At 71.2% G+C, this 23800-nt stretch carries 10 protein-coding genes and 1 pseudogene; 2 read left to right on the top strand and 9 right to left on the bottom strand.

The window, feature by feature from the left end; genetic code table 11:
• Positions 1 to 51: 51 nt before the first annotated feature.
• From ACZ7M7_RS14840 to ACZ7M7_RS14825, 4 genes are all read right to left on the bottom strand, one after another.
• Positions 52 to 4377, bottom strand: a complete 4326-nt coding sequence (locus ACZ7M7_RS14840) for an Eco57I restriction-modification methylase domain-containing protein (protein ID WP_472116369.1) — start codon at positions 4375 to 4377, stop codon at positions 52 to 54.
• The gene (gene drmD, locus ACZ7M7_RS14835) at positions 4374 to 7619 is read right to left on the bottom strand and encodes a DISARM system SNF2-like helicase DrmD (protein WP_472116366.1); all 3246 of its coding nucleotides are present in this window, start codon (positions 7617 to 7619) and stop codon (positions 4374 to 4376) included. Before drmD ends, ACZ7M7_RS14840 begins: the two co-directional genes overlap by 4 nt.
• A gap of 160 nt (positions 7620 to 7779) precedes the next feature.
• Positions 7780 to 9108 carry a serine/threonine-protein kinase gene (locus ACZ7M7_RS14830; protein ID WP_472116363.1) on the bottom strand — a complete coding sequence of 443 codons (1329 nt, stop codon included), beginning with the start codon at positions 9106 to 9108 and terminating at the stop codon, positions 7780 to 7782.
• A gap of 121 nt (positions 9109 to 9229) precedes the next feature.
• A complete protein-coding gene (locus tag ACZ7M7_RS14825; RefSeq protein WP_472116361.1) occupies positions 9230 to 10150 on the bottom strand; it encodes a serine/threonine-protein kinase in 921 nt (306 codons plus the stop codon).
• Positions 10151 to 10315: 165 nt separating this feature from the next.
• Here ACZ7M7_RS14825 and ACZ7M7_RS14820 point away from each other — a divergent pair, with 165 nt between their 5' ends.
• Entirely contained in the window at positions 10316 to 12301 is a 1986-nt protein-coding gene (locus ACZ7M7_RS14820; protein ID WP_472116358.1) for an N-6 DNA methylase, read from the top strand.
• 79 nt (positions 12302 to 12380) lie between these two features.
• Here the strand turns inward: ACZ7M7_RS14820 and ACZ7M7_RS14815 are convergent, their stop codons facing one another.
• The 4 genes from ACZ7M7_RS14815 to ACZ7M7_RS14800 are packed head-to-tail and all read right to left on the bottom strand — an operon-like array spanning position 12381 to position 21455.
• Positions 12381 to 13682 (bottom strand): TIGR02679 family protein, encoded by a 1302-nt coding sequence (locus ACZ7M7_RS14815; protein WP_472116356.1) that lies wholly within the window; start codon positions 13680 to 13682, stop codon positions 12381 to 12383.
• Entirely contained in the window at positions 13679 to 18001 is a 4323-nt protein-coding gene (locus ACZ7M7_RS14810; protein ID WP_472116353.1) for a TIGR02680 family protein, read from the bottom strand. The genes ACZ7M7_RS14815 and ACZ7M7_RS14810 overlap by 4 nt, the downstream gene beginning before the upstream one ends.
• Positions 17998 to 19335: a TIGR02678 family protein gene (locus ACZ7M7_RS14805; protein ID WP_472116350.1), complete on the bottom strand. Its 1338-nt coding sequence runs from the start codon at positions 19333 to 19335 to the stop codon at positions 17998 to 18000. Before ACZ7M7_RS14805 ends, ACZ7M7_RS14810 begins: the two co-directional genes overlap by 4 nt.
• On the bottom strand, positions 19335 to 21455 hold the full coding sequence (locus ACZ7M7_RS14800; protein ID WP_472116347.1) for a TIGR02677 family protein: 2121 nt from the start codon (positions 21453 to 21455) through the stop codon (positions 19335 to 19337). Before ACZ7M7_RS14800 ends, ACZ7M7_RS14805 begins: the two co-directional genes overlap by 1 nt.
• Positions 21456 to 21607: 152 nt before the next feature.
• On the opposite strand from ACZ7M7_RS14800, the pseudogene ACZ7M7_RS14795 reads away from it, so the two are divergent.
• Positions 21608 to 21940: pseudogene (locus ACZ7M7_RS14795) on the top strand (carbohydrate ABC transporter permease); the annotation flags it as partial.
• Between the two features lie 54 nt (positions 21941 to 21994).
• On the opposite strand, the gene ACZ7M7_RS14790 reads toward ACZ7M7_RS14795, so the two are convergent.
• A complete protein-coding gene (locus ACZ7M7_RS14790) occupies positions 21995 to 23515 on the bottom strand; it encodes a catalase (RefSeq protein ID WP_472116344.1) in 1521 nt (506 codons plus the stop codon).
• Positions 23516 to 23800: the final 285 nt, after the last annotated feature.

The following is a 23800-nucleotide window of genomic DNA, read 5'->3' as shown; positions in this document are numbered from 1 at the left end:
CGTGCATGTCACTTGAGGTGACATGCACGAGCCCGTTGTCATGCGGGCGACTCAGAACAGGGCGCCCTCAGCACCCTCACCGAAATCTGACCCACCTCGCCCGGCAAGCTGCTCCTTGCGCTTTCGGATCGCCTCGGGGGACGGCGGGGGCAGGTCGGGGTGCTTCTCCCGGGCCTTCTTCTCCGTCACGCCCTTGTGCAGGCCGAGGTGAACCTCGTCGGCGTACGCCTGATGGTTCAGCTGGCGCAAGCGATCGATGATCTCGGTTCGGGCGAGGAGGCCAATGGTGTAGCGGGTACCTTGGTCGGTCTCGTGGAAGCCGTGATCAAGGGGGAACGTTTCGTGGGTGGAATCAGCACGCGGGGTCTTCCCCGAGTCATCCAAGAGGTCTTGCCAACCATACGCTTCGACAGTGGCCCGATCGACCTCCTGGTGAATGCGGCGTAGTTCCACGATTTCATCGTCCTGACAGTCAGGATTATGCACCAGGTTATAGGTCGCCGTTAGCCCCATATTGCGGGCGAGCATCACGTCACGACGGCAGCCATGGAGGCGGGAGCCGACTTTACGCAGTCGATCAGTATAGCCGGGGCGGACGATCGTCTCGAACACGTCGGGGGGAGTGTAGTTTGGCACCTTTGGCTGGGTAATCCCCCGGTCGATAGCCCACCAATAATGCAGCGAGCTAGACAATTGTGCTAGTAGCGCAGGGTCACTCGAGGAAAATACGATCAGCTTCTCCGAAAAGACTTGCTTCGTCGGAACCAGGACCGGAATCACCAGTTCACTATTCCTTGCCATGACGATGCATTGATTAAGCGGCGAGATGGCTTCCCTCATTCTCGGAGCGAGCTTTTCATATTGCCACCATCGCTCGCGCACCTGACGCTTGTCATCCCCCAAGGTATCCCGATGGGGCTTTACGAGCTTCCGCAATCGATCTACTGCTGCGGGGTAGCACTCTGCCTCCTTAAGGCCTCGGCCACCGAAGTCGATGATCTTCCGGCTAGCAGCCAAGGTGGGACTGCTATTGAGATCCTTCCCGTTCATGTAATCGAACATGACCTCACCTGATTTCGGATCGCGACGCAGCAGCTCTTCGCCCTCCGCAACGTCCAGAACGAAACCAATACCATTAACCAGGTTTCCGATGAACGCCAGAGGAGGATCCTGGAAGAGCGGCACCACCCAAGAACTCGCACGACTTGCAGGGTTGAGCGAGGTTGAAATCCCTTTGGCGACCGGAACGCCACTAAGATGCTGGACGGCGTGCCGCGAAATTGGCTTCCTCGTAGTCCAAACCGCACAGTATTTCAGCGACGCCGACTTTGTAGGCCACAGTGCGCTTGGAATCGCCCTCCGAATCTGCACACCACGGTGCGCGATTTGGTCGAGCCCCACCTCGCGCGTATCCCCCTGGGTGAGCGTATTTGTGGCAATCAGGCCTGACTGCCCAGAAATATTGAGCACCTGATGTGCACGCAATTCAAAATAGGCGACAATATCGGCGTTCCCTCGCTGTTTTTCGGCAATGTAATCAATCAAGGATTCCCTGTAGCAATCACCTAGGGCGCCCGTGATTTTCTTTCCCCCCAGGAAGGGAGGGTTCCCCACGATCGCATCAAAACCGCCCCGGAGCGAAAAAACCTCCGGAAACACCAACGGCCAATGCACCGGCCGCCGTTCCAACGCCCCCTCCGGCAGCTCCGCCCCCAGCCACTCCTCCGCCGTACCCCGAGCCGCCCGCACCACCTCGGAGTCGTCCTCGACCCCGTCCTCCATGATCCGCTGGACGATCCACGCAGCCCGGGGGAACAGGTCCCGGACCCGCTCCCCGCCCTCCTCCTCGTACCAAGGCACCCGCCCCGAAGCGCAAGTGGCCAGCGCCGCCCCCGCGATCAGGTCCCCCACCAACCGCAGTCGCCGCGAATGCCGGTTGACCTCCTCCAGCCGCTCCCGCTTCTCCTGGAGTGCCGGCAGGTCGACGCCCTTAATGGCCGTGATCGCCAACCGCTCCCGCGTCAGCTGGTCAACCAACTGCCGGGCCTGCTCGGCCAGGACGTCGGTCTGCCCGGTCGGCTTCATGTGCACCGACTGGATCTGCTCCATGTCGTGCACGCCCAGCAGCGAGTCCCCCGCCACCAACCGGTCGTCCAGGAACGTGAAAGGCCGCCCCGGGTCCATCGACACCAGCCACAGCGACAGCTTGGCCATCTCCACGGCCATCGGGTTGATGTCGACGCCGTACAGACAGTGCTCGATGATCTGCCGCCGCGCCTCGACCACGACCGGGTCCTGCTCCGCGTCCGCCGCAGTGACCGCGTCCACGGCACGGCCCGCCCGGTATGCCATCGCGTCCGCGCGGCCCTCGGACTCCCACGCCTCGATCAGGCGATCCGCCAGGTAACGGCAGGCCGCCACCAGGAACGCCGCCGAGCCCATCGCGATGTCCGCGACCTTGAGGTGGAGGATCTGGTCCGCCGACTTCAGGCGCCACTCCCCCGTGTCGGCCGTCTGGAGCGGGCCGGGCTCGTACACCAGCGGTTCCAGCGCGTGCAGCACGACCTCCTCCGCGAGGAAGCGGGGCGTGTAGTGCGTGCCCGTGTTCTTCCGCAGGGACGACTCCGTGACGTACAGCGCGCCGTTCGGGATGACCGTCGGCAGGCCGCGCAGGTCGTCACGGAGAATGCCGACGAAGGGCAGGAGCCGTTCCGTCAGCGCCGGGTCCTTCGTCACCGCGTTCAGGCGGCGCCGGGCCTCCGCCGCGTCCTCCGTCCCCAGGGGAGCCAGCTTCTTCTCCAACTGGCCCGCCGTCGCCGGGGGCTTGGGGTCCTTCCACTTCTCGAAGACCGACTTCGCGAGCGTCTTCACGGAGCCGCCGGCCTTCGCCGCCAGCGTCTCCAAGTCCCGTAGGGCGACCTCGTGTTCCAGGCCCTCGGGACCGATCAGACCCACCATGTGCTCGGTGGCCCGGCGCCCGTCGAACGACAGCAGGCCCTCGTACACGTAACCGATCTGCTCGACGTCCAGCGCGCGGAAGCTGAGCGTGCGGACCTCGCGGTCCTTGCCCTTGCCGACCCGGACCTCCTGGACAGCCTGGAGCATGTGCAGGACCGTGCGGTCGTCGATCGGGAGGAGCGGGGTCGTGCGCTCCAGCCACGGGTACTTGTCCGGGTCGAAGATCGAGCCGTCGTACGCCGGGAGGTGGAAGCCAGAGCCCGGGTGGTCCACTCCCCCGTGCACGGCGTGGAAGAGGGCGATGAGGCGGTGCCACGCGGACGTCGTGTGCTCCAGGGACGTCTCGCCCTCCTCGTCCGCCCGCGCCTTCAGCTCGTCGCGCAGGAAGCGGGCGGAGTAGGAGCGGGCGTAGACCTCGTTGTCCGCAGGGAGCAGGCCGCGCTCCTCCGCGAACAGCAGGAAGACGACGCGCATCATGACGGCCACCGCGCCGCGGTACACCTCGCCCGCGCTGACGCCGGTCGCGTGCAGGCCCGGCGCTCCGTGCTCGACCGCCCGCACGTCCGCGCGTCCGATGGCGTCCACGAGGAGTTCGACGGCCTGGCGGACCTGGACGCCCAGCGCCTCGGTGACGTCCTCGCCCGCCGCGAGGCTCGCCTTGAGCAGGCCGACGAGCGTCTCGGCGTCGTCGTACTCGAAGAAGCGGCGGCGGCGCAGCAGAGACACGAATGCGCGGACGACGTTGCGCTCTGCCGCCTCGTTCCAGCCGATGGAGTCGAAGACGGCCGTGGTCGTGACGCCGCCGAGCGGGGCCCACACAAGGCACCACCAGCGGCCGTCGGTGACCAGGCCGAGCGGTACGCCGTGATGGCGCAGGAGGCGGGCCAGGCGGTCGGCGGGGGCCGCAGACCAGTCGCCGCCACCGCCGACGCGGGCCGTGGGGGCGGTGCCCGCCGGGACCGTCACGCCCAGCAGGCGTACCCGCTTCGCCGCCGACTCGACGTCCGGTTCGGCCGCGAGGTCCGCCCCCGGTTCCACCAGCGCGAAGTCGGGGCGCACCTGGGTGTTGTGCTCCGCGACGCGCAGGGTGAGGCGGTCGAGGCCGTGGTGCTCCGCCTCGCCCTGGCGGAACGCCAGCGCGTCGTCCCAGCCCAAGAGGCGGCCCAGCAGGTAGGCCACCCACTCGTCACGTCCCGCCGTCGTGTCCGTCTGCCAGTCGGCGTGGCGGGCGCGGAGGCGGGCGCGTTCGTCCTTCTCCAGCGTGTCGAGCTGAGGCCAGGCTCGCAGCAGGACGGGCATGGTCAGGAAGGGGCCGGAGACCTCGGTGAGGTCGAGCCACTCCTGGTGCTGCCGGCGGCCGTCGGCGGCCTGGGCCTTAGCGGCGGCGACTCCGGAGCTCATGGGGCGGCGGGGGCTCATCGGCGGGCTTCCTTTGCGGGGATCACGAAGACGACGGCGGCCGGGAAAAGGTGGGAGCGGGGCTCGCGGTAGCGGGCCGCGATGGCGGCGAGTTCGCGTTCGCGTTCGGCGGGGAGGCCCTTGAGGCGGTCGTCCCAGCGGCGGCGGTCGTCCTCGAACTGGCGGCGCTCGTGGCCGGTCAGCTCGTGGGTGGACAGCAGCGCGAGCTGTTCGCCCTCGCCGTCGCCCTCCTCCTTGAGCTTGGCGCGCAGGGTGGCCTCGAAGCGGTCGAGGGTCGCGGTGATGCGGCGTTCCTCCTCCGTCCGGCGGTCGTCGAGCCTGCTCTCCAGCTGGCGGCCGAGTTCGCCGGCGCGGGCCTCCAAGGACCGGAACAGCGGGTCGCGGAGTCGTGGCCAGGCCTCGGTGAGTTCCCTGCGCAGGTGGGGGGCCGCCTCGATGCCCTCGGTGAGTGCCTGGGAGAGGACCCTGCCCTGTTCGTTGACGGACTCCCAGCGGCGGAAGCGGCCGGTGTCGCCGAACCAGCCTCCCGCGTACAGCACTTCCTCGTGCAGGCGGGTGCCGTCGGTGCCGACGAGGACGTATCGGGCGTACGCGGATACGAGGGTGGTGGTCACGGCCGGGTCGTCGGAGACGACGGCGGTGACGCGGTGGAGGCCGATCAGGTCCGCGTTCCAGACGGCCGCGGTCAGCAGGCGCGTGGAGAGGGCCACGAGCGGGTGCTTGAGGTGGGCGAGGACCACGTCGTCCCTGCCCTGGGCGGCCACCGCCGGAGAGAAGGTGAGCGGGCGCTGCTCCCCCTCGCGCAGCTTGTGCGCGAGGCCGCGGGTGGCCCGTTCCCAACTGCCGGACAGGGGCTGTACGTCGAAGAGGTCGCCCGGCTCGAAGTCCTCCGCCCGGAGTGTGGACGGCAGCAGGGGCGGCTGATTGTCCAGGGCGAGCGCGGTGTCCACGACGCGCTTGACGTTGCCCGGGGTGAGGCCGAGCGCGGTGACCGTCTCGTCGTACTGGTCGGCGAGCCGTTTCGTCTGCGCGGTGACGTTCTGCTCGGGGGCGACCTCGCCGCCCGTGCGGCGGCCCTTGATCGGCCTGGGCTTGGCGTTCTCGATGTCGACCGGCGCGGCGTCGCCGGTCATCCGGCGCTGGACGGCGTCGGCGAGGACGGCGTTGACGGAGCCGAGGTCCTGCTCCATGCGCGCGACCTTCTTGGCTACCCGGGACAGGAACTCCAGGTCTGCCTCGTACGAGCCGGCCTGCGCCTGCTGCCAGCCGGAGCCGATGAAGTGGGTGATCTCCGGGTCGTGCTTCTGGCCCCAGCGGTCGACGCGGCCGATGCGCTGTTCGAGCTTGTTGGGGTTGAAGGGGATGTCGTAGTTGATCAGGCGGTAACAGTGGTTCTGGAGGTCGATGCCCTCACCGGCGGCGTCGGTGGCCAGGAGGATGCGGACCTTGCCCTCCGCGCGGGACGGCTCGGCCTGGAAGCCGAGGCGGATACGCTCGCGTTCCTCAGCGGACAGGCCGCCGTGCAGACGCTCCACGCGGCCCCCGTCGGTGAGTTCCTCCTGCTGGAGGAGGTCGTGGAGCCACTTCTGTGTGTCGCGGTACTCGGTGAAGACCACGACCCGTTCGTTGGTCCACTTCTTTCCGTCGGGGCGGCAGATCGCCTTGAGTTCGGCGATCAGCGCCTCCGCCTTGGAGTCGGAGGCGGCCTCGTGGGTGAGGGCCCAGCGCTCCATCTCCTGAAGCAGGTCCAGTTCCTGGCCGTCCTCCGCCGGGGTGAGCGAGGTGGAGCGGGTCAGGGCGTCGTCCTCCGCGTCGACCAGGCCCGTGTCGTCGAGGTCGGCGACGAGGTCGGCGAACTCCTCCAGCCACTCGGGGACTTCGGCGGCCGCCGAGCGTGCGCGCGCGGGGCCGCCGGTGTCCTCCAGGTGGGAGAGATAGACCTGGACGGTGTGCAGGAACGCCGCCGGGGAGGAGAACAGGCGCTTCTTCAGCAGCAGGGTCACCAGGTCGGCGGCGCGGCGGCCGCCACGGGCCTTGGGGGTGAGCTTCTTGCGGCGCAGTTTCGCGAACGTGCCGAGCAGTTCGTGGATCGCCCGCTCCTGCCGCGTGTAGTCGACGGAGAGCTCGCGCGTGACGCGGGTACGGAAGCGGGGCGTGCCGTCGGCGTTGGTGACGGTCGACTTCAGACGTCGTACGACGGTGTCCTTGAGCGCTTCCTTGTCCGGGTCGACGCCGCGTGCGAAGCGCTGGTCGTCGATGAGTTCGAGGAGCGCCGTGTACGACTCGGGGTAGCCGTTGTGCGGGGTGGCGGAGAGGAAGAGGCGGTGCTCGAAGTGCGGGACGAGTCGGCGGATCAGCTTGGTCTGCTGGGAGTCGACCGCGTACACCTGCTTGGGCGCGGCGGGTGCGACATGGTGGGCCTCGTCGAGGACGAGCAGGTCGAAGAAGCGCTTGTGCTCGCCGTCGGGGCTCTCCTCCGGCGCGCCGATGACCTCGTCGAGGAGGCGCTGGGCCTTCTGGCCGCGCAGCCAGGGCAGGGAGACGATGGTCAGCGGGTGGACACGGAAGGGGTTGGCGGCGGTGCCGTGGGTGCGGCGCAGGCGGGCGCAGTGCTCGGAGTCGACGATGGTGAACTCCAGGCCGAACTTCTCGGCCATCTCGTCGCGCCACTTGAGGGTGAGACCTGCCGGGCAGACGACCATGGTGCGGCGGGCCCGGCCGCGCAGCATGAGTTCCTGCACGACGAGGCCGGCCTCGATGGTCTTGCCGAGGCCGACGTCGTCGGCGAGGAGGAGGTTGACGCGGGGCGCGCCGACCGCCCGGGAGACCGGCTCCAGCTGGTACGGCTCCACGGCGACGCCGGAGCGGAACGGCGCCTGGAGGGTCCGGGCGTCGGCGGAGGCGACCGCGGACCATCGCACGGCGTCGAGGAACGCGGCGAGGCGGTTCGGGGAGTCGTAGGAGCCCGTGGAGGCGTCGGGCAGGGAGCCGGCGGGCAGGACGCGGCGGCCGGGCTCGACCTCCCAGATCACGGACAGGGTGTCACCGAAGCGGCCGTCGGCGACGGACTGGAGGTGGACCAGGGTCGCGGGGCGCCGGTTCTCCTCGCCGTCAGGGGCGGCCGGGGACGGCTCGACGCGGGCGACCACCCAGGACTGGCCGCGCACCTCGACCAGATTCCCTTCCTCGGGGAGCGGCTGCGCCCCCGTCCGCTCGGTCTCGCGCTGAGCTGCTGGCGTCATGGGCGCTGTTCCCCTCGGTGTTCACCTGCCGTCGTCCGTAGACAGTGTCCCGTGTCCTGTCTCCCCTCCGGAACGACGTGACGGCAGGCTAACACGAGCCATACTCTGTGAACAGAGATTACAAAGTCCCGCGCGGTCGGGTTCGGGGCCTTGGTGGTGCTCAGCGCATGCGGCACAGCCGCTCCAGCAGCGTGCGGCTCCGTCCGTGTCCGGCGTCGGACTCGGGCAGGATCGAGTCCTCCTCGTCGGCCAGGCGGCGCAGCAGCCCCTCGGCGGCGTGCCGTTCCCCGGTGCGGACCAGCAGGACGGCGATCTCGTAGCGGGTGTCCAGCACGGCGGGGTGGCCCGGCCCCAGCAGGCTGCGCTGTTCGGCGAGGACGGACTTCAGCTCGTCCAGCGCCTCGCGGGTGCGGCCCAGCGTCCCCGCGCACAGGGCGGCTCCGGCACGGGCGGCGAGCATGCCCGCGCGGTCGAGGCCGGGGCCGTCCATCAGCTCGCGGTACTCCTCCAGGGCACGGGCCGGACGTCCCGCCCGGCGCAGGGCCGCCAGCTCCGCCAGCCGCGGGTGAGCGGGCGCGATCCCGGCGACGGAGGGCGGGCGGGGCGCCCAGGCGGCGAGCAGGGCGGCCACCTCTTCGGCGGAGGCGGGCCGGTCCTCGGGCTTCTTCTCCAGCAGCCGCTCGACCAGCGCCCGCAGCCCGTCCGGCACGCCGGGGCAGCGGTCGGCGAGCGGCGGGACGGGGTCGTGGGCATGCCGGTGGTACAGCATGAACGGGCTGGCGTCGGTGAACGGCGGCGCGCCTGTGAGCAGTTCGTACAGGACGCAGCCCAGCGCGTACAGGTCACTCGCGGGCACGGTCTGGCCGACTGCCTGCTCGGGCGCCATGTAGACGACCGTGCCGGGAGTGGCGTTCGCGGCGGTGAAACGGGTCTCGCCGGGCTGGGGCTCCAGAGCCGCGGCGACCCCGAAGTCCAGGACCTTGATCTCGCCGTCGGGAGTCAGCATCAGGTTCGACGGCTTCAGGTCGCGATGCACGACGCCCTGGCCGTGGGCGTAGGAGAGCACCTCGGCCGTGCGGCGGGCCACGTCCGCCGCCCGCTCGACGCCCAGCGGGCCGTCGTTCTTCAGGACGGCGTCCAGGGCGCGGCCGGGGACGAGGTCCATGACCAGGTACAGCTCGCCCTCGTGGTTGCCGTGGTCGTGGACGGCGGGGACGCCCGGGTGCCGGAGGCGGCCGGTCAGGCGGATCTCGCGCAGGAACCGGCGCTCCAGCATGCTCGGTTCGGCATCGCGGCCGCGGGTGGCGAGGAGTTTGACGGCGACCTCGCGGTCATGGTCGCGGTCGTGGGCCGCCCAGACGACGCCCATCCCGCCCCGGCCCAGCTCGTGCGTCAGCTCGTACCGCCCAAGGCTCCGCCGCATCGCGCCCCGCCCCCAGTTCCGGCGCCTGCCGCGCCCGCCGCGTCCCGCGTCGTCCGGGAGCGTCACGGCACCCCGGCCGACGGAGACATTCTGTCACCGGTGATGACACTCCTGTGCCGGGTGTAACCGAAAAGGTGCAGCCCGCAACGACCGCGGGGTTCCTGCCGTAACCCGGTGAGCCCGTCGATCACAGGGGCAGCGGGCCCTGGGGGACGAGGAAAGGGCGGCGCGGGTCCTCGGGCGGAGTCCGACTGACCGCCAGCCCGGGGTCCGGCTCCGGCAGGTGGGGTGCCAGACCCGCGTAGACCTCGGCGGCCGACGCGGGACGGTCGTCCGGGCGCTTGGCCAGGAGGGCCGTGATCAGGTTCTGGAGGTCTCGGGGCACGCGTGCGCCCGCGTCGGCGACGAGGGGCGGGGGCGAGGCGAGGTGGTGGGAGGCCAGGAGCGCCGGCTGGTCGGTGGGGAAAGGCGTCTCCCCGGTGAGCATGTGGTGCAGGAGGCAGCCCACAGCGTACAGGTCGCTGCGGCCGTCGAGCGGGTCCCGGCCCGCCAGCAGTTCGGGAGAGGCGCAGACGAGGTTGCCGACGCCCTCGCCGGTCATCGTCAGCCGCGGGTCGGTGTCGCCGAGCAGCTTGACGAGGCCGAAGTCGAGGATCTTCACGACGCCGTCGCGGCGGACCATGACGTTCTGCGTCTTGAGGTCGCGGTGCACCAGGCCGGCCCTGTGGACGGCGGACAGCCCCGCGCACAGCTGGGCGGCGACGGCGGCCGCCGAGGGCACGTCGAAGCGGCCGTCCTCCTGCTGGTCGAAGAGGTACTCGAGGGTGGTGCCGTCGATCAGCTCCATCACCAGACAGCACGTGTCGTCCGTGATCGACGCGTCGAAGACCGTGGCGACGTTGGCGTGGTCGAGGCGCGCGGCCGCCCGCGTCTCCCTGCCGAACCGCGCGAGTGCGGCGTCGCGGCTGCTCACCACGGCCAGGAGTTCCGTCGCTACGGTCTTCACCGCGACGGGCCGGTCAAGGGGCAGGTCGCGGGCCCGCCAGACGTGCCCCATCACCCCGCGGCCCAGCACGGACTCCAGCCGATAGCGGTCATGGATCACCATTCCCGGCGCGGGACTCCACATATCTGCCGACCTCCACATTCCCTGCACAACAAGATGGAACGTACACGCTGTGAACAAAGTCAATAGGGGTAGTAGCCTTCCCTGCATGAACGGCCGCTGGGAACGCCGACCAGCCCAGCCGCCAAGTACCTCGGAGACCGAACCATGAGTGCCCATGAAGCCGTCCCCGTCAGCCTGGCCGAGATCGCCCGGATCGCCGGCGTGGGCCGTGCCGCCGTGAGCAACTGGCGCCGCCGCCACGACTCCTTCCCTACCCGCATCGGCGGAACTGACGTCAGCCCGCAGTTCTCGCTGGCCGAGGTCGAGCAGTGGCTGCGGGACAACGGCAAGCTCAGGGACATCGGCGGCCGCGAACTCCTCTGGCCGCGCTTCGAGGCACTCGGCAGCCGGAACGAGTCGGGGCTCGCCATCGCCGCGGCGGCTCGCCGGATGCGCTCCCCCAAGGCGCGCACCGCCCCGCCCGAACTCTCCGCGCGGGCACGTGACCTGGTTACCGAGGCCGCGAGGGTGGGGCGGAAAGAGGGGCCCCGGGAGGTCTTCGAGTTCCTGCTGCAACGATGGCTGGAAACGCACGTCCGGCAGCTCAGCACCACGCCGCCGCAACTCGCCGCGCTGATGGCCCGGATCGCCCTCGCCGTCCGCCTCGGCCCGGCACAGGACGGACTGACCCTCCTCGATCCGGCGTGCGGTACCGGACACCTGGCCGCCGCGGCCGTGCGGGAGTACGACAGACCCGGCCTGGAGGTACTCGCCTGCGAAAGGGACCTGGCACTCGCCGCGTTGACGGCCGCCCGGCTCGAGTTCCTCGCGGAGGACCACGACATCCGGACCCACATCGTCAGCGCCGACGCACTGCGGGACGACCCCTTCGCCGGATCGAAGGCCGACATCGCCCTGTGCAACCCTCCCTTCAACGAACGCGACTGGGGCTACGCGGAGCTCGCCACCGACCAGCGCTGGACGCACGGCCTGCCCCCTCGCACCGAACCCGAACTGGCCTGGGTGCAGCACCTGCTGTCCCATCTCAAGCCTGGCGGGGCCGCCGTGATCGTCCTTCCGCCGGCCGTCGCGTCACGCAAGGCGGGCCGCCGTATCCGCGGCTCCCTGCTGCGCACCGGAGCGCTCCGCGCCGTCGTCTCCCTGCCTCCCGGCAGCGCCCAACCACACAGCGTGTCACTTCAGTTGTGGATCCTCCGCGCGGCCCCGGACGGCTCCGCCGCCGCTCCCCCTAGCCAGGACGCCCTCCTGGTGGACGCCACCCGTTTCGCGAGACCGGGAACACGCGAACCCAGCCCCGACTGGGACAGCCTCGGCTCCTACGTGCTCACCGCGATGGCGACCCTCGACCAGCCGGACCAGGAGCCGCCGCAGGGCGCCGTCCGGGTGCCCCTGCTCGACCTTCTCGACGACGAGGTGGACGTCACCCCGGGGCGTTACACCGCGGCGGCGGCCGAGCCGTCCCGTAAGGAACTCGCGGGCAAGTGGGACGAGTTCGGAACGCTGCTGACGGATCTGGCCGATCACGCGACGCGCCTGTCCGCCCTCGACTTCGAGGCCGGTACCCCACAGACCACGACGACGGTGGGAGACCTCGTCAAAGCCGGAGCACTGACACTGCGCGCCGGCCAGCAGCCGCCGGAGTCGGCCGCACCGGCCCGCGGGGCCGCCGTTCCCTTCCTCACCATCGCCGACCTCCTGCACGACGGCACTCCCAGCGGGACGGTACCCACCGGCTCGGCCCCGGCCGTCGCCGAGGAGGGCGACGTCGTGGTCGCCGGAGTGGCCCGGGCCTTCAAGGCGTGGGTCCACCAGGGACCGCCGACCGCCCTGGGCCCTCAGCTCTACCTCCTGCGCGTGGACGCGGAGAAACTGGAACCGAACTTCCTCGCCGGCTGTCTGTGCGCGCCGGCCAACGGGCGTCAGGCCGGCACCCACGCCTCCAGCTCGTCCAGGGTCGACATCCGGCGTCTCCAGGTGCTCCAGCTGCCCCTGGAGAAGCAGACGGTCTACGCCGAGACCTTCCGCCGTCTGCGGACCTTCGAGGAGCTGCTCACCGCGGCCGGCGGGTCGGGCAAGGAGCTGGTGAGTGACATGAGTGATCGACTCGCGGCAGGCGGGCTGCCTGCCTGACCCACTCCCGCCCGGGCGGGGCCCGAACCACCGTCCCGGCCTGGCCTGGAGCTGTCCGCGAGGCGGACGCTCGGGGTCGTCACCCGAGATCCTCCAGCAGCAGATCGAGCGCCGCCTCCTCGTGCAGGGCGATGCCCAGGGCGTCCATGGTGGGGGCCAGTTCCGTGTCCCACAGCGCCTCGGCCGGCGGTCCGGTGAGGGCGATCGACGGGGTGCCGTTCACCTGTGCGCGGGTCGCGAGGTACTCGTAGTCGGCCGCGCGCATACGCCACGGCGCCGCCGCGTACCGCTGCATGACCCGGTTGGCCAGGGTGATGCCGGGCCAGTCGAAGTCGCCGTGGTAGGCGAAGGCGCAGCCGGCCGTCGCCAGCGCGTCCAGGAGGGTGAGGACGACCGTCGTCGCGCTGCCCGAGGTGCAGACGAGTGGTGCTGTGCGGCCGGCGTCGGCCGCGGCCTCCACCACGCGGGGGTTCTCGCAGACGTGGACCCGGGTGCCGGGCGGCATGTTCAGGGTGAGGGTGCGTAGTTCGCGCAGGGTCAGGTGGGTTTCCATGTGGTGGTCGGCGCGCTCGCGCAGTGCCGCCTCCCGCCAGGTGCCACCGGTGGGGCGCAAGCCGTACGCGAGAACCGTGCTGGAGACCTCGTCCGGAGTGACCGAGGCCATGCGCCACAGCGCCCGGCGCGCCGGTGCGTCGGCGGGGAACTCGACGCCTCGTGCCAGTGCGATGCCGCGCAGGACCAGCCGGGACAGCAGGGTGCCGTCGTCCAGGCCGTGCGCTGAGCCGGTGGCGCGGGTGGCCAGTTCGCCGCGGCCCCAGGAGGCCGGGGTCAGGCGTGGGTCCGTGCCGGGGAAGAGTGTCGCCAGGGTCTGGACTGCCTGGGTGATGACGGTGGTCGCGGTGTGCGGCTCCTGGCGGGCGAGTGTGCCGCCGCGGCGTATCTCCTCCAGCCACTGTGCCGTCCATGGCTGGGCCGACAGCGACGTGCTTTCCAGCTCGGTCTGGACCGTCGACCACAGGCGGGAGCGTTCGGCCGCCGCCGCGTCGCGGACCGCCCGGCGGTCGGTCAGCGGTGGGCCCAGTTCCTCCAGCGTCGCGGTCAGGCCCCGTCCGACCGCGCTGGCGCGCAGGCGGGTGTCCAGGTCCGGCAGGCGGATGGTGGCGGTGGGACCGGTGACCGGTCTGGCCAGGAGGAGGGACAGCGCCTCGCGCTCCCGCGCGTCCAGGTGCTCGAGCCTGAGGGTTCCGATTGGTCGCAGGCCGTTGCGTTCCAGGCGGGTGCGGGCCGCCGTCCAGAGCCGGGTGAGACCCGGCCGGGTGAGGAACGCGAGGGCTTCGGCGTCCGGAGGGCGCTCGTCGTCGGTCTGCTCGGCGCCCGTCATACCGACACCAGCCTCCGCTGCCGCCCGTTCCACGTGTAGTGGAGCGTGGCCACGCCCCGCACATGCGGGTCGCGCAGGCACTCGTAGATGTGGAGGGACGGTACGTCGGGCCAGTTGCCGATCAGGCGCTCGCTCGTGAGGACGAAGTCGAGGTCCAGGTCGACCAGGATGCGGCCGAGGCGGGCATGCGTGGGCTCGTCCACCTTGGCGAACGCGTCGTCGAGGAGGATCAGGCGTGGTGCCTGCGGGGCGGCGTCGGCGAGGCCGGTGAAGTGCGCCGCCGCAGCGGCGAAGAGGACCAGGTAGGACAGGACCCGCTGTTCGCCCTGGCTCAGGCCCGTGCGGCCGGAGAGTTTGCGGCGGCTGCCCGGTGCCGCGTCGTTCACCACCCAGGGGGTGAAGGTGAACCAGTCGCGGTAGTCCAGGGCGGTCCGCAGGTGGGCCGCGTAGCCGGCGGCCGGGTCGGCGCGGCGGGCGTCCTCGATACGGCGCTGGAGGACGTCGCGGAGCTGCTCGGACTGTTCGCGGGTGCGCAGGCCGGAGGGGCTGCGCAGCAGGTCCACGGCCGCCTTGACGTCCGCTTCCACGCCGTCGGCCAGGCTCCAGTCGAGGGTGACACCCAGACCGTGTGACGTGCGGACGGTGGCGAGGGTGCTGTTGAGGGCGGCGACCAGGGCGCTCGCGGCCAGCACCTGCGAGGACAGATGGTCGCCCAGCTCTCCGGTCAGGAAGCGCTGGAAGACATCGCGCTCGCGCTCCGTCAGACGGTCACGTGCCTCGGCGGCCTCGGCCGCGATGCGCTCGCCGACCGCGGCGATGTCGTGCGGGCCGTGGTCGTCGACGAGGCGGCACAGCTTGATGCCCTCACGTTCCTCCATCGTCGCGTCGTAGCCGCCGGAGAGCTGGTCCCGCAGTTCGGTGTGACGGTTGAGGAGGGTGGTGTCCGAGACGTCCCGGCGTACGGCATCAAGGCCGCGTCGCACGGCGTCGACCAGCAGGCGCAGCGCCGCGATGCGCTCCCGCACATCGTGGTGGACGGGGTCCAGGGACTTCAGCGTCCCTCGGCTCGCGTCAGCATCGGCGCCGGTGTCCGCGTCGGCGCCCGTGCTGGCCTCGGCCTCGGCGCCAGTGTCCGCGTCGGCATCGAGGCCCGCTCCCCTCAGAACGCCTGGCAGGGAAAGGGCCGTACGCAGTCTCCTGCCGCAGGCCAGCACCTCGGCCTCCTGCGTGGCGAGTGTCTCGCGCCGCGTCCTCTCGTCCTCTTCCGCCCGCACTCTCCGGTCGTGTACGTCGGCCATGTCCCTTCGTGCGCCCGGGAGCTGGCGTCCGGCGGCGTCCAGGCGGCGCTTCGTCTCGGCCTCGCGGGCGAGGATCTCCTGCTCCGTGGCACCGAGAGCCTCTTCCAGGGCCCGGACGGTGCGGCGGGCGGCTTCCAGACGAGCCAGCGGCTCCGCGTAGTCGGACTCGGCCTCCTGGCGCGCCGACTCGGCACGCTCGTAGTCCGCGCGGCCGACGCGGTGGCCGTCGGCGGCGGAGAGGACCGCGCCGACCCGTCGGCGCAGCCGCTGCGCACCCTGCCCGAGGCGGTCCAGGGCCAGTCGAACCGTCTGGAGTGCGGCTGGGTCCGCCGGGAGGTCGTGGGCACTCGCCGTGGCCTCGGCTTCGCGCCGGGCGACGACCGCGCGGGCCCGTGCCTGTTCCGCCTCGCGGGCCGCGGTGTACGCCTGTGAGGCGAGGGTTTCGGCGGCACGCTCGGCCTCGGCGGTACGAGCCCAGGCGTCCGTCAGCCCACGGGCCGGGGGCGGGCGGCGCAGGGTGTCCGTGACCAGGTCGCGGTGTTCGGTGAGAATCCGCAGACCGCGCCTGCGTTCCAGCAGCTCCTTCTCCAGGTCGAGCAGTCGACGGTCGAGTTCCGCCAGCGCCCGGCGGCGGGTCTCGGCACGCACCTCGGCGCCCACGTACTCGGCGGCCTCCTTGGTGTGGCGGCCGTGGGCGATGCCGAGCCACCAGGAGCCGTCGGTACCGATCGCGGTGTGCGGCTCCACCACCTCCACATCCACGTCCGCGCCGACCTCCACCTCCGCGCCCACGTGCACGCCCACGCCCACGGTGCCGGGCTCGCCGGTGAGGGTCTCACCGCCGACGAGAGCCACCGCGCCCAGCACCCGCTCGACCTGCTCCGCCGTCACACCGCTGTCGGGCGCGGCAACCGGTCGCAGCACGTGGGCGAGTGTCGCCCCGGGCACGGGTGCTCCTGGAACGAGAAGGGTGTCCCGCATGGTCGGGTCGAGGACGGTGCCGTCGGCGCGCACCCAGGCGTCGAGCAGGCCGCTCGCCTCCAGCGCGGCTTCCAGCCCTGCCCGCGCGTCCGGTCCCACGTCGTGGGCGAAGTCCACCAGGCGGTACAGGGGGGCTCCGGTGCCGGGTGTGCGGGGAGCCGTGCGGTGGGACGGGGGCGGGGGCTCGGGGTCGGTGCGGCGTTCCCAGTCCTCGCGCCGCTGCCGGAGGCGGTGCTGTTCCGTCTCCCGTTCGCGGACGGTCAGGGAAAGGTCGTCGCGCTCCGCGCCCAGTGCCGCCAGCCAGGGGTCGACGGCCGAACGGGCCGCTTCGACCACGGCCTCGGGGGTCTGCGCGGGCAGGGGGCCGTCGGCCAGCTCCGGCACAAGCAGGGCAAGCAGGGCGTCCAGGGGCACCCCGGTGGACTCCCGCAGCCGCTCGCTCCAGGCAGTGGCCGCGAGGGCGTACGCCTCGGACTCGTGCACGGTTTCCTGCAGCCGCTGCTCAGTCCGGCTGCGCGCGTGTTCCGCCTGTTCCTCCAGGCGCTCCCGGGCCGCGTCTGCCTCGGCGGCCTCCCTTCGGGCCTCGTCCGACTGTTCGATGAGGGTGCCGAGTTCGGTGACGAACCGGGAACGGTTCCTGATCACCGGCTGGGCGGTGTCCAGCCGTTCGCCCCAGGCTTGCAACGCGGCCGCGCACGTCTCTGTATCGACCGCCAGCACCGCACTGTGTCGTACGAGGTGGAAGTCGCCCTCCGGTGCGATCAGTTCGACGGTGGAGGCCGGCACGACAGGTGCGACGGGGGTCGCCACGGGCTCCCCCAGGTGCACGGGGTCAAGCCCGGACCGCTCTGCCTCCCGCACCAACTCGCCGTAGCTGGTGTTCAGTTCGACGATCTCTTCGCCGAGCCGCCCGGCTTCCGCCGTGAGACGGCCTCCGGCCTCCTCCTGGTTGCCGTGCGCCTGACGGACGGCCTTGAAGGCGGCGGCGGCCGCGCTGTGCAGGGCGGTGACGGTGGCGCGCTTCTCCCCGAGTTGCGTCAGGCTGCGGTATCCGGCGCCTGCGTGCAGCGCCGCCAGGTCCGTCGCGGCGGCGTTCGACTCGCCCTCAAGTGCCTCGACGCGGGCGCCGAGTTCCTGCTCGCGCTCGCGGAGCCCGTCCGCCGTGCGCGCCGCGTCGCCTGCGGACCTGCGGTGCGCCATAAGCTGCTCGAGCTCACCGCTGGCCTGGTCCGTGCGGCGGCGCAGCACCCCGTGCAGGTAGCCGCGGTAGTCGGTGAGGAAGGCGCGCAACGCCTGGTCGGTGCGTTCGAGGCGCCCGAGGTAGGCCCTGACCGAGTCGAGATCGTCCAGGCTGCGGGCCACCTTCTCCACGATCTCGTCGTCGAGGGCGGGCAGGGTCTCGGCGAGGACCGAGATCAGTCCGCCGGAGTCGATGCGGTCGCCGATGGTGGGGCGTCGCAACCGGTGCAGCAGGTGCAGCAGGTTGCGGTAGCGCGCCGGGTCGGTGAGGCCGAACAGTTCGCGGGCGACCCTGGCCCGGTGCTCGACGGGGCGATCGGTGACGTTCTCGGAGCCGACGAGCGACTTGAGCCGGTCGACGGGGAGTGGCTGCCCGGCGGGGGCGAGGTCGAGTCCCTCGCCGACCCGCAGCCGCGTGGTGAAGAAGAACGGCTTCGCCGTCTTGGTCGACTGGGAGGCGCGGACGGCCGCGCCGATCGTCAGGTGATGGTCGTTGCCCTCCTCGTCGGTGCGCGCGAACTCCAGCCACAGGTGACCCAGGCGGTTGGTCTGCCCGAAGCCGTCGAGCATCAGCCAGGCCAGGGTGGTGCGTCCGGTTCCCGTGGCGTCCAGCGCGCGGGCGTCGCCGTCGAGGAGGTAGGGCAGCAGCATCTCCAGGGCCTTGGACTTGCCGGCGCCGTTCTTGCCGCGCAGCAGCAGGCGCCCCTCTCCGAAGGTGAACTCCTGCTCGTCGTACTGCCAGATGTTGCGGATGCCCGCGCGGTGCAGTCGGTAGCGGTGCGGGGCCGGCGGGCGGTTCATCGGGGTGGCTCCTTGGAGTCGTCGTCCGCCGGGGACCGGTCGGTACGGTGCTTGACCGCCACGGTGGTGGCGTACCGGGCGGCCGCGGCGAGCAGGATCCAGCCGCCGTCCGCACTGCCTTGGCCGCGTGCCCGGGAGACGTCGGTGACGGAGCGGCCGTCGGCCACCGTCTGTTCGTATCCCTCGGGCAGGCCGTGTCCTTCCGCGCGCACGGGCCCGGCCGGGGCCATCAGACGCATCCGGACGAGCAGGTCGAGTACGGCCGCGAGGAATCCGTCCCGGTCCTCCAGGTGGCCGCGCTGCCAGCCGCTGCGCCTGCCGTACTCCTCGATCAGCTCGTCCAGCAGCTCGTCCAGCAGCCCGTCCGGGACGGGTACGCCGATGACCAGCCGTCCGCCGACCGCCGGATGCCCGGCTTCTTCGGGACGCAGCCGGTCGGCCAGCCGCTCCAGGAGGAGCAGCGCGGCTTGTGCGACCGTCCCGGTCCCCGGCAGGTGCAGGTCGGTGAGTTCGTCCTCGGTGTCGACCAGGGCGATGCCCTCGGCGCGGATCTCGGCTTCCAGGCCGAGCAGTTCGGAGAACGCCTGCGCCTCGCGGCGCTGCCGGGTGCGCAGCCATTCGCGCTCGGTGTCCGTGAGGTCGTCGAGGTGGACGACGGGGGTTTCGACGAGACGCCTGCGCACGTAGGTGCGCGGCCCTCCGAAACCGGGGTCGGCGGCCCGGCGCACGAGGTCCGCGCCGTCGCGGCTCTGGGCGAGCGGGCCGGCGACGACGACGCGTGCGATCTCGCGGTCCACGGTCAGCAGTGCCTCCCCGCCCCGTTCCTCGGCGACGGCCGCGACCTGGCCCTCGGTCTCCACCAGGACGCCCCAGTCGACGAGTTGCCGCAACGCGGCCGCGAGGGTTCGCCGCTCGGCCTGCCGTCCGGTGTCGGCGATCTCGATGCCGGCGTCGACGGCCGCGGCCCGCAGGTCGGCGACGAGCTGGGAGAGCAGGAGCTGTTCCGGGGCGGTGACGAGGACCGACAGCGCGAGGGCCAGGTAGGCGTACGTCCGTGGGCTGAACGGCGTTCCGGTCGAGGGACGTTCCAGGCGGTGGCCCGAGCCCGTGCCGAGGCCTGCCTTGAACAGCCGGGCGTAGGACGCCTCCACCAGCAGGCGGTATCCGAAGACCTGCTGGAAGCGCTGGGCCAGCCAGTCGGCGTGTCGCCTGATGAGCGGGAAGGCGTCGCTGTGCGGTCCGGTGCTGGTGACCAGGGGGTGGGCCAGCAGGAGCCGGGCGGCGGTGCGGCGCTCGGCCGCCAGAGCGACGTCATGCGCGGACGGCAGGGGCATCAGGCGCTCGCCTCCCCCACCGCGGGCCCGGACGCGCTGTCGACGGCGACGGTGAGATCATCCGCCGTCAAATCACCGTCCACGGACTTGAGGACCATGGACCTGCCGGGTGTGCGCCACGCGGTCAGCCGGATGCCGAGGTCCGCGTCGGCCGCCCGGGCGCCGTCGAGCAGGAAGTCGTGGGCGTCCTTGTGCAGCTGGGCGTTGCCGAGAGCGGTGGTCAACAGCTCCAGCAGGAGTTGCATCGCCGGCGCGCTGAGGCGCACCTGCTCGAACCTGCCCGAGGCGCTGCGCAGTTCGTCCGCCGCCGCCTGGCGGGCCTCGGCCTGCTGTCGTGCCTGCTCCACAAGGCGGAGTTTCTGCGCGGAGTGGTCCTCGGCCGCCGCGGCACGTCCGCGCGGAGCCCTGCTGCCGCGCTCGCGCAGCGCCACCGGCACCTCCACCACGGGTCCGGTCCACCAGCTCACATACGCCGGCACGGACCGGTCGGGATCCGGCGCCACCCCCAGATGGCGTGCGCCGTAGAGCCCCAAGGCGGCGACCGCCAGGTCGTGGGCCTCTTCCGGCTCCGCGGCGTCGAACCAGGCCGCGAGCCGCAGCAGGTCCTTGCGCCGGGACATCTCACCGGAGGCAGAACGCAGCATCCGCTTGGCGTTGGCGAGCAGCGACTGCAGCGCGCGCAGGGTGGCGTCCCGCAGCTGATCCACCTGGCTGGAGTGCCCTCCGGTGACGGTGAACCACTCCCGCAGCCCTTCCCAGTCCGCGCGGTCGCGTCCGCGGCTGCGCTGCACGCGCGTCTCCGGCAGCCCGTCGGCGAGCGCGCCGATGCCCGCCGCGTGCGCGTCGATCCGGGCGAGCAGCGCCGGCAGATGCGGCCAGACCGTGTCCAGGTGGGCCGCGATGCGCGGGGCCCGGAAGGAGACGTCCTCGGTGATGGCCTCCACGTAGTCGAGCAGCAGTTCCTTGAACCCCTGGTACTCGGCCGTGTCGAGGTCGTAGCGCGCCAGCACTTGGCCCAGGTAGGCGTAGAAGTCCCGGACGGACTCGGCGAATTCGGCGAACTGCACGAAGAGCGTGCTGATCCGCTCCAGCGCCTGCTGCGGATCGGCGCCGCCCGGGGTCGCGGCCATCGCGGCGATCTCCCGCAGACCGCGGTCGACGAGGGCCAGCAGCTCACTGCTGACCTCGCGTGCCGCGTCGGCCCCGGCGAGTACCTCGTCCGCGTCCCGCTGCACGCGCTCCCCCAGCTTCGACAACTGGTAGCGGGACCGCGAGCGCTGGTACTCGGCGATGCTGGTCGCTCTCACGGTGTGCGTGCTGCGCAGCAGATTGCCCCAGCGCACGAGTTCTTCGAGCCTGCGGGTGAGCGTTTCCGCATCCAGCGCCGCCCCCGGGCCGTCCGTCTCGGCCAGCTTGGCGAGAAGGTCCGGTACCGACAGGTCGGCGAGCAGCGTGCCGCAGAACACCCGCATCACGGCGACGTACTCCAGGCGCTCGGGCGCGCTGAGGTAGGCGTACGCACTCAGTCGCTGCCAGGCCTCGGCGCCGGCTTCCTCCCCGTGTGCGGTCTTCTGCTCGTTCCCCTCCATGACCTCGAGCCTACGGACTGTCACTGACAATCCGGAGTGGAGTGGGGAAACCTCGTGCCAGGGCTCCAGGCCGGGCCACCATGCGAGGTGAGGTGCCTCGCCCGGCGGTGCGACCAGCGTCTTGGGCTGGGCGAGCATGCCGCGGCAGCGGTCGCCGGTGTCGGTGAGGCCGACGCGGCGGGGGGTGGTGTGCAGCACGACGCGGGAACCGTCGGGGGCGTCGACGACACGCGGGGCGTACGCGCCCGTCGGGCCGAGCGGACCGCGGCGGGTCCACGGGCCGCGCAGCCGGGGCGCGGTCCACGCCTCGAAGCCCCGGGTGGCGCCGATCGAGCCGAGCAGCAGCCAGCTGCCGTCGTCGAGGCGTCCGAGGACCGGGCACTTCAGCTCGTCGACGTCGCCGGGGGAGACGAGCGGCGGGTGGACGGTCCAGTGCTCCAGGTCGTCGGAGGTGGCCCAGGCGACGCAGATCACCATGACCCAGCCGTCGGACTCGTCGTCGCGCACGACGAAGGGGTCGCACCAGCCCATGCGTTCGCCCGTGCGGTACCAGCGCGGGTCGGCCTCGACGACCGGGCCCGTGCCGTGGCGGCGCCAGCCAGTGCCGTCGGTGCACTCGGAGTGGGCCAGGCCGACTGACTGCAGGGGCCAGCCGGCCGGGGTGAGTCCTGGGCTCGATCATCGTGCTGTCGGTGTGGCAGGGCGTCGGCTTCCAGATGGTCATCCTGCTGGCCGGCCTCCAGCAGATCCCGGGCGAGCTCTACGAGGCCTCCCAGCTGGACCGTGCCTCCGGCTGGCAGCAGTTCCGGCACGTCACCCTGCCCTGCATCCGCGGCACCCTGGTGTTCGTCGCGATGCTGACCTCGGTGCTGTCCTTCCGGGTGTTCGACCAGGTGTACATCCTCATCCGGGGCGGTGGTCTGGACGAGGACGCCACCCGCACCGTGATGTACCAGGGAGTCACCACGGCCTTCGACCAGAACGACATCGGGCAGGCCTCGGCCGTCAGGGTGGTGTTCTTCCTGATCGTCGGCGTCAGCCGTCCTGGCCGCGGGGCCCGACCGGGCGATTCACGCCTTGTGCTGCATGGAACTCCGTGCCGGGCTGCCCTGTTCGGCGGCCTTGGGGTCCTTCTCGTCGGCCTTGGCCCGTACGCCGTCGGCGATGCGCTTGCCGATGGTCTCGTCGATGTTCGACCAGTAGGCAAAGGCGCGCTCGAGGACGGGCTCACTCACTCCGTTGAGGAGATGTCCGGTGACGTTGTCGACCAGACGGTCGCGGGCGGCGTCGTCCATGACCTCGCGCACCAGGGTGCCGGGCTGCCCCCACTCGTCGTCCTCGGGGTGGGAGACGTAGGCGGCCCGGGTGATCTCGCCGTCGGCCGTCCAACTGGGCGGGGATCCGTAACGCTCGGTGTCCGCCGCGGGGCCGCCTCGGGAGTTCGGGGCGTACACCGGGTCGGTCGTGTTCCGGTAGGCCATCGCCCCGTCCTTGGAGTAGGTGTGGACGTCGACGACGGGGGCGTTCACCGGAAGCTGCTGGTAGTTGCCGCCGATCCGATGGCGGTGGGCGTCCGCGTAGGAGAACAGCCGGGCCAGCAGCATGCGGTCCGGGCTCGGACCGATGCCGGGGACGAAGTTGTTGGGCTGGAACGCCGCCTGTTCGATCTGGGCGTGGTTGTCGGTGGGGTTGCGGTCGAGCGTCATACGGCCGACCGGGATGAGCGGGTGGTCCCCGTGCGGCCACACCTTGGTGAGGTCGAACGGGTTGAAGCGGTAGCCCGCGGCCTCCTCGTACGGCATCACCTGCACGTACAGGGTCCAGCTGGGGTGGTCACCGTCCCGGATGTGCTCGAAGAGATCCCGGGTGTGGTAGTCCGTGTCGGCCGCGGCCATCTGGTCGCCCTCGTGCTGGGTGAAGAACTCGACGCCCTGGTCGGTCTTGAAGGTGTACTTCACCCAGAACCGCTCGCCGGCGGCGTTGATCCACATGTAGGTGTGGGAGGTGTAGCCGTTCATGTGGCGCCAGGTCCGCGGGATGCCGCGGTCTCCCATCAGCCACGTGACCTGGTGGGCGGACTCCGGGGAGAGGGTCCAGAAGTCCCACTGCATGTCGTGGTCGCGCAGGTTGTTGTCCGCGCGGCGCTTCTGGGACCGGATGAAGTGCTGGAACTTCATCGGATCCTTCACGAAGAAGACCGGCGTGTTGTTGCCGACCATGTCGTAATTGCCCTCGCTGGTGTAGAACTTCACCGCGAAACCGCGCGGGTCACGCCAGGTGTCCGGGCTGCCGCGCTCGCCGGCGACGGTCGAGAAGCGGATGACCAGGTCGGTGCGCGTACCGGGCTGGAACAGAGCGGCCTTCGTGTACGCACTGACATCGTGTGTCACCTCGAAGTGGCCGAAGGCGCCGCTTCCCTTGGCATGCGGCTGCCGCTCGGGAATCCGCTCTCGGTTGAACTGCGCCATCTGTTCGATCAGATACGCGTCCTGGAGCAGGATCGGCCCCCCGGGGCCCACGGTGAGCGAGTGTTCGTCACTCTCCACCGGTGCGCCGGAATCGGAGGTGGTGGCGGGTCGGATCTCCGTCATGAGTCGTCCCTTTCCTGGTGTGTCGACGGCCAGGTCGCGACTCCGGTGCGGACGCGGCACAGACGATCCCAGCCGACACTTTTCCCCTATGGCGCGTGACCCGGAGCAGGCGGGATAAACGCCCTGGCCTCGACCCACCGGCATCGGGAGCGCAGGTGAGGAGCACGTGGGAAAATGTGCCCGCCGCGTCTCAGCCGACCTCATGCGCACCCGTGAAGGTCCTGCGCTCAGCGCGCAATACTCGGGTCCCGATCCATCCCCACCTGGCATTATGGGAGCGGACGG

The sequence above is a fragment of the Streptomyces sp. NPDC111606 genome, assembly GCF_055656945.1.
The sequence above is the reverse complement of the archived record's forward strand: the minus strand, read 5'-3'. Positions and strand labels throughout refer to the sequence as shown.

What these genes read in the sequence shown, in the direction of transcription:
- ACZ7M7_RS14840 (WP_472116369.1), bottom strand. Translation starts at nt 4,377, where the DNA reads ATGAGCCCCCGCCGCCCCATGAGCTCCGGAGTCGCCGCCGCTAAGGCC.
- drmD (WP_472116366.1), bottom strand. Translation starts at nt 7,619, where the DNA reads ATGACGCCAGCAGCTCAGCGCGAGACCGAGCGGACGGGGGCGCAGCCG.
- ACZ7M7_RS14825 (WP_472116361.1), bottom strand. Translation starts at nt 10,150, where the DNA reads ATGGTGATCCATGACCGCTATCGGCTGGAGTCCGTGCTGGGCCGCGGG.
- ACZ7M7_RS14820 (WP_472116358.1), top strand. Translation starts at nt 10,316, where the DNA reads ATGAGTGCCCATGAAGCCGTCCCCGTCAGCCTGGCCGAGATCGCCCGG.
- ACZ7M7_RS14815 (WP_472116356.1), bottom strand. Translation starts at nt 13,682, where the DNA reads ATGACGGGCGCCGAGCAGACCGACGACGAGCGCCCTCCGGACGCCGAA.
- ACZ7M7_RS14810 (WP_472116353.1), bottom strand. Translation starts at nt 18,001, where the DNA reads ATGAACCGCCCGCCGGCCCCGCACCGCTACCGACTGCACCGCGCGGGC.
- ACZ7M7_RS14805 (WP_472116350.1), bottom strand. Translation starts at nt 19,335, where the DNA reads ATGCCCCTGCCGTCCGCGCATGACGTCGCTCTGGCGGCCGAGCGCCGC.
- ACZ7M7_RS14800 (WP_472116347.1), bottom strand. Translation starts at nt 21,455, where the DNA reads ATGGGCTGGTGCGACCCCTTCGTCGTGCGCGACGACGAGTCCGACGGC.
- ACZ7M7_RS14790 (WP_472116344.1), bottom strand. Translation starts at nt 23,515, where the DNA reads ATGACGGAGATCCGACCCGCCACCACCTCCGATTCCGGCGCACCGGTG.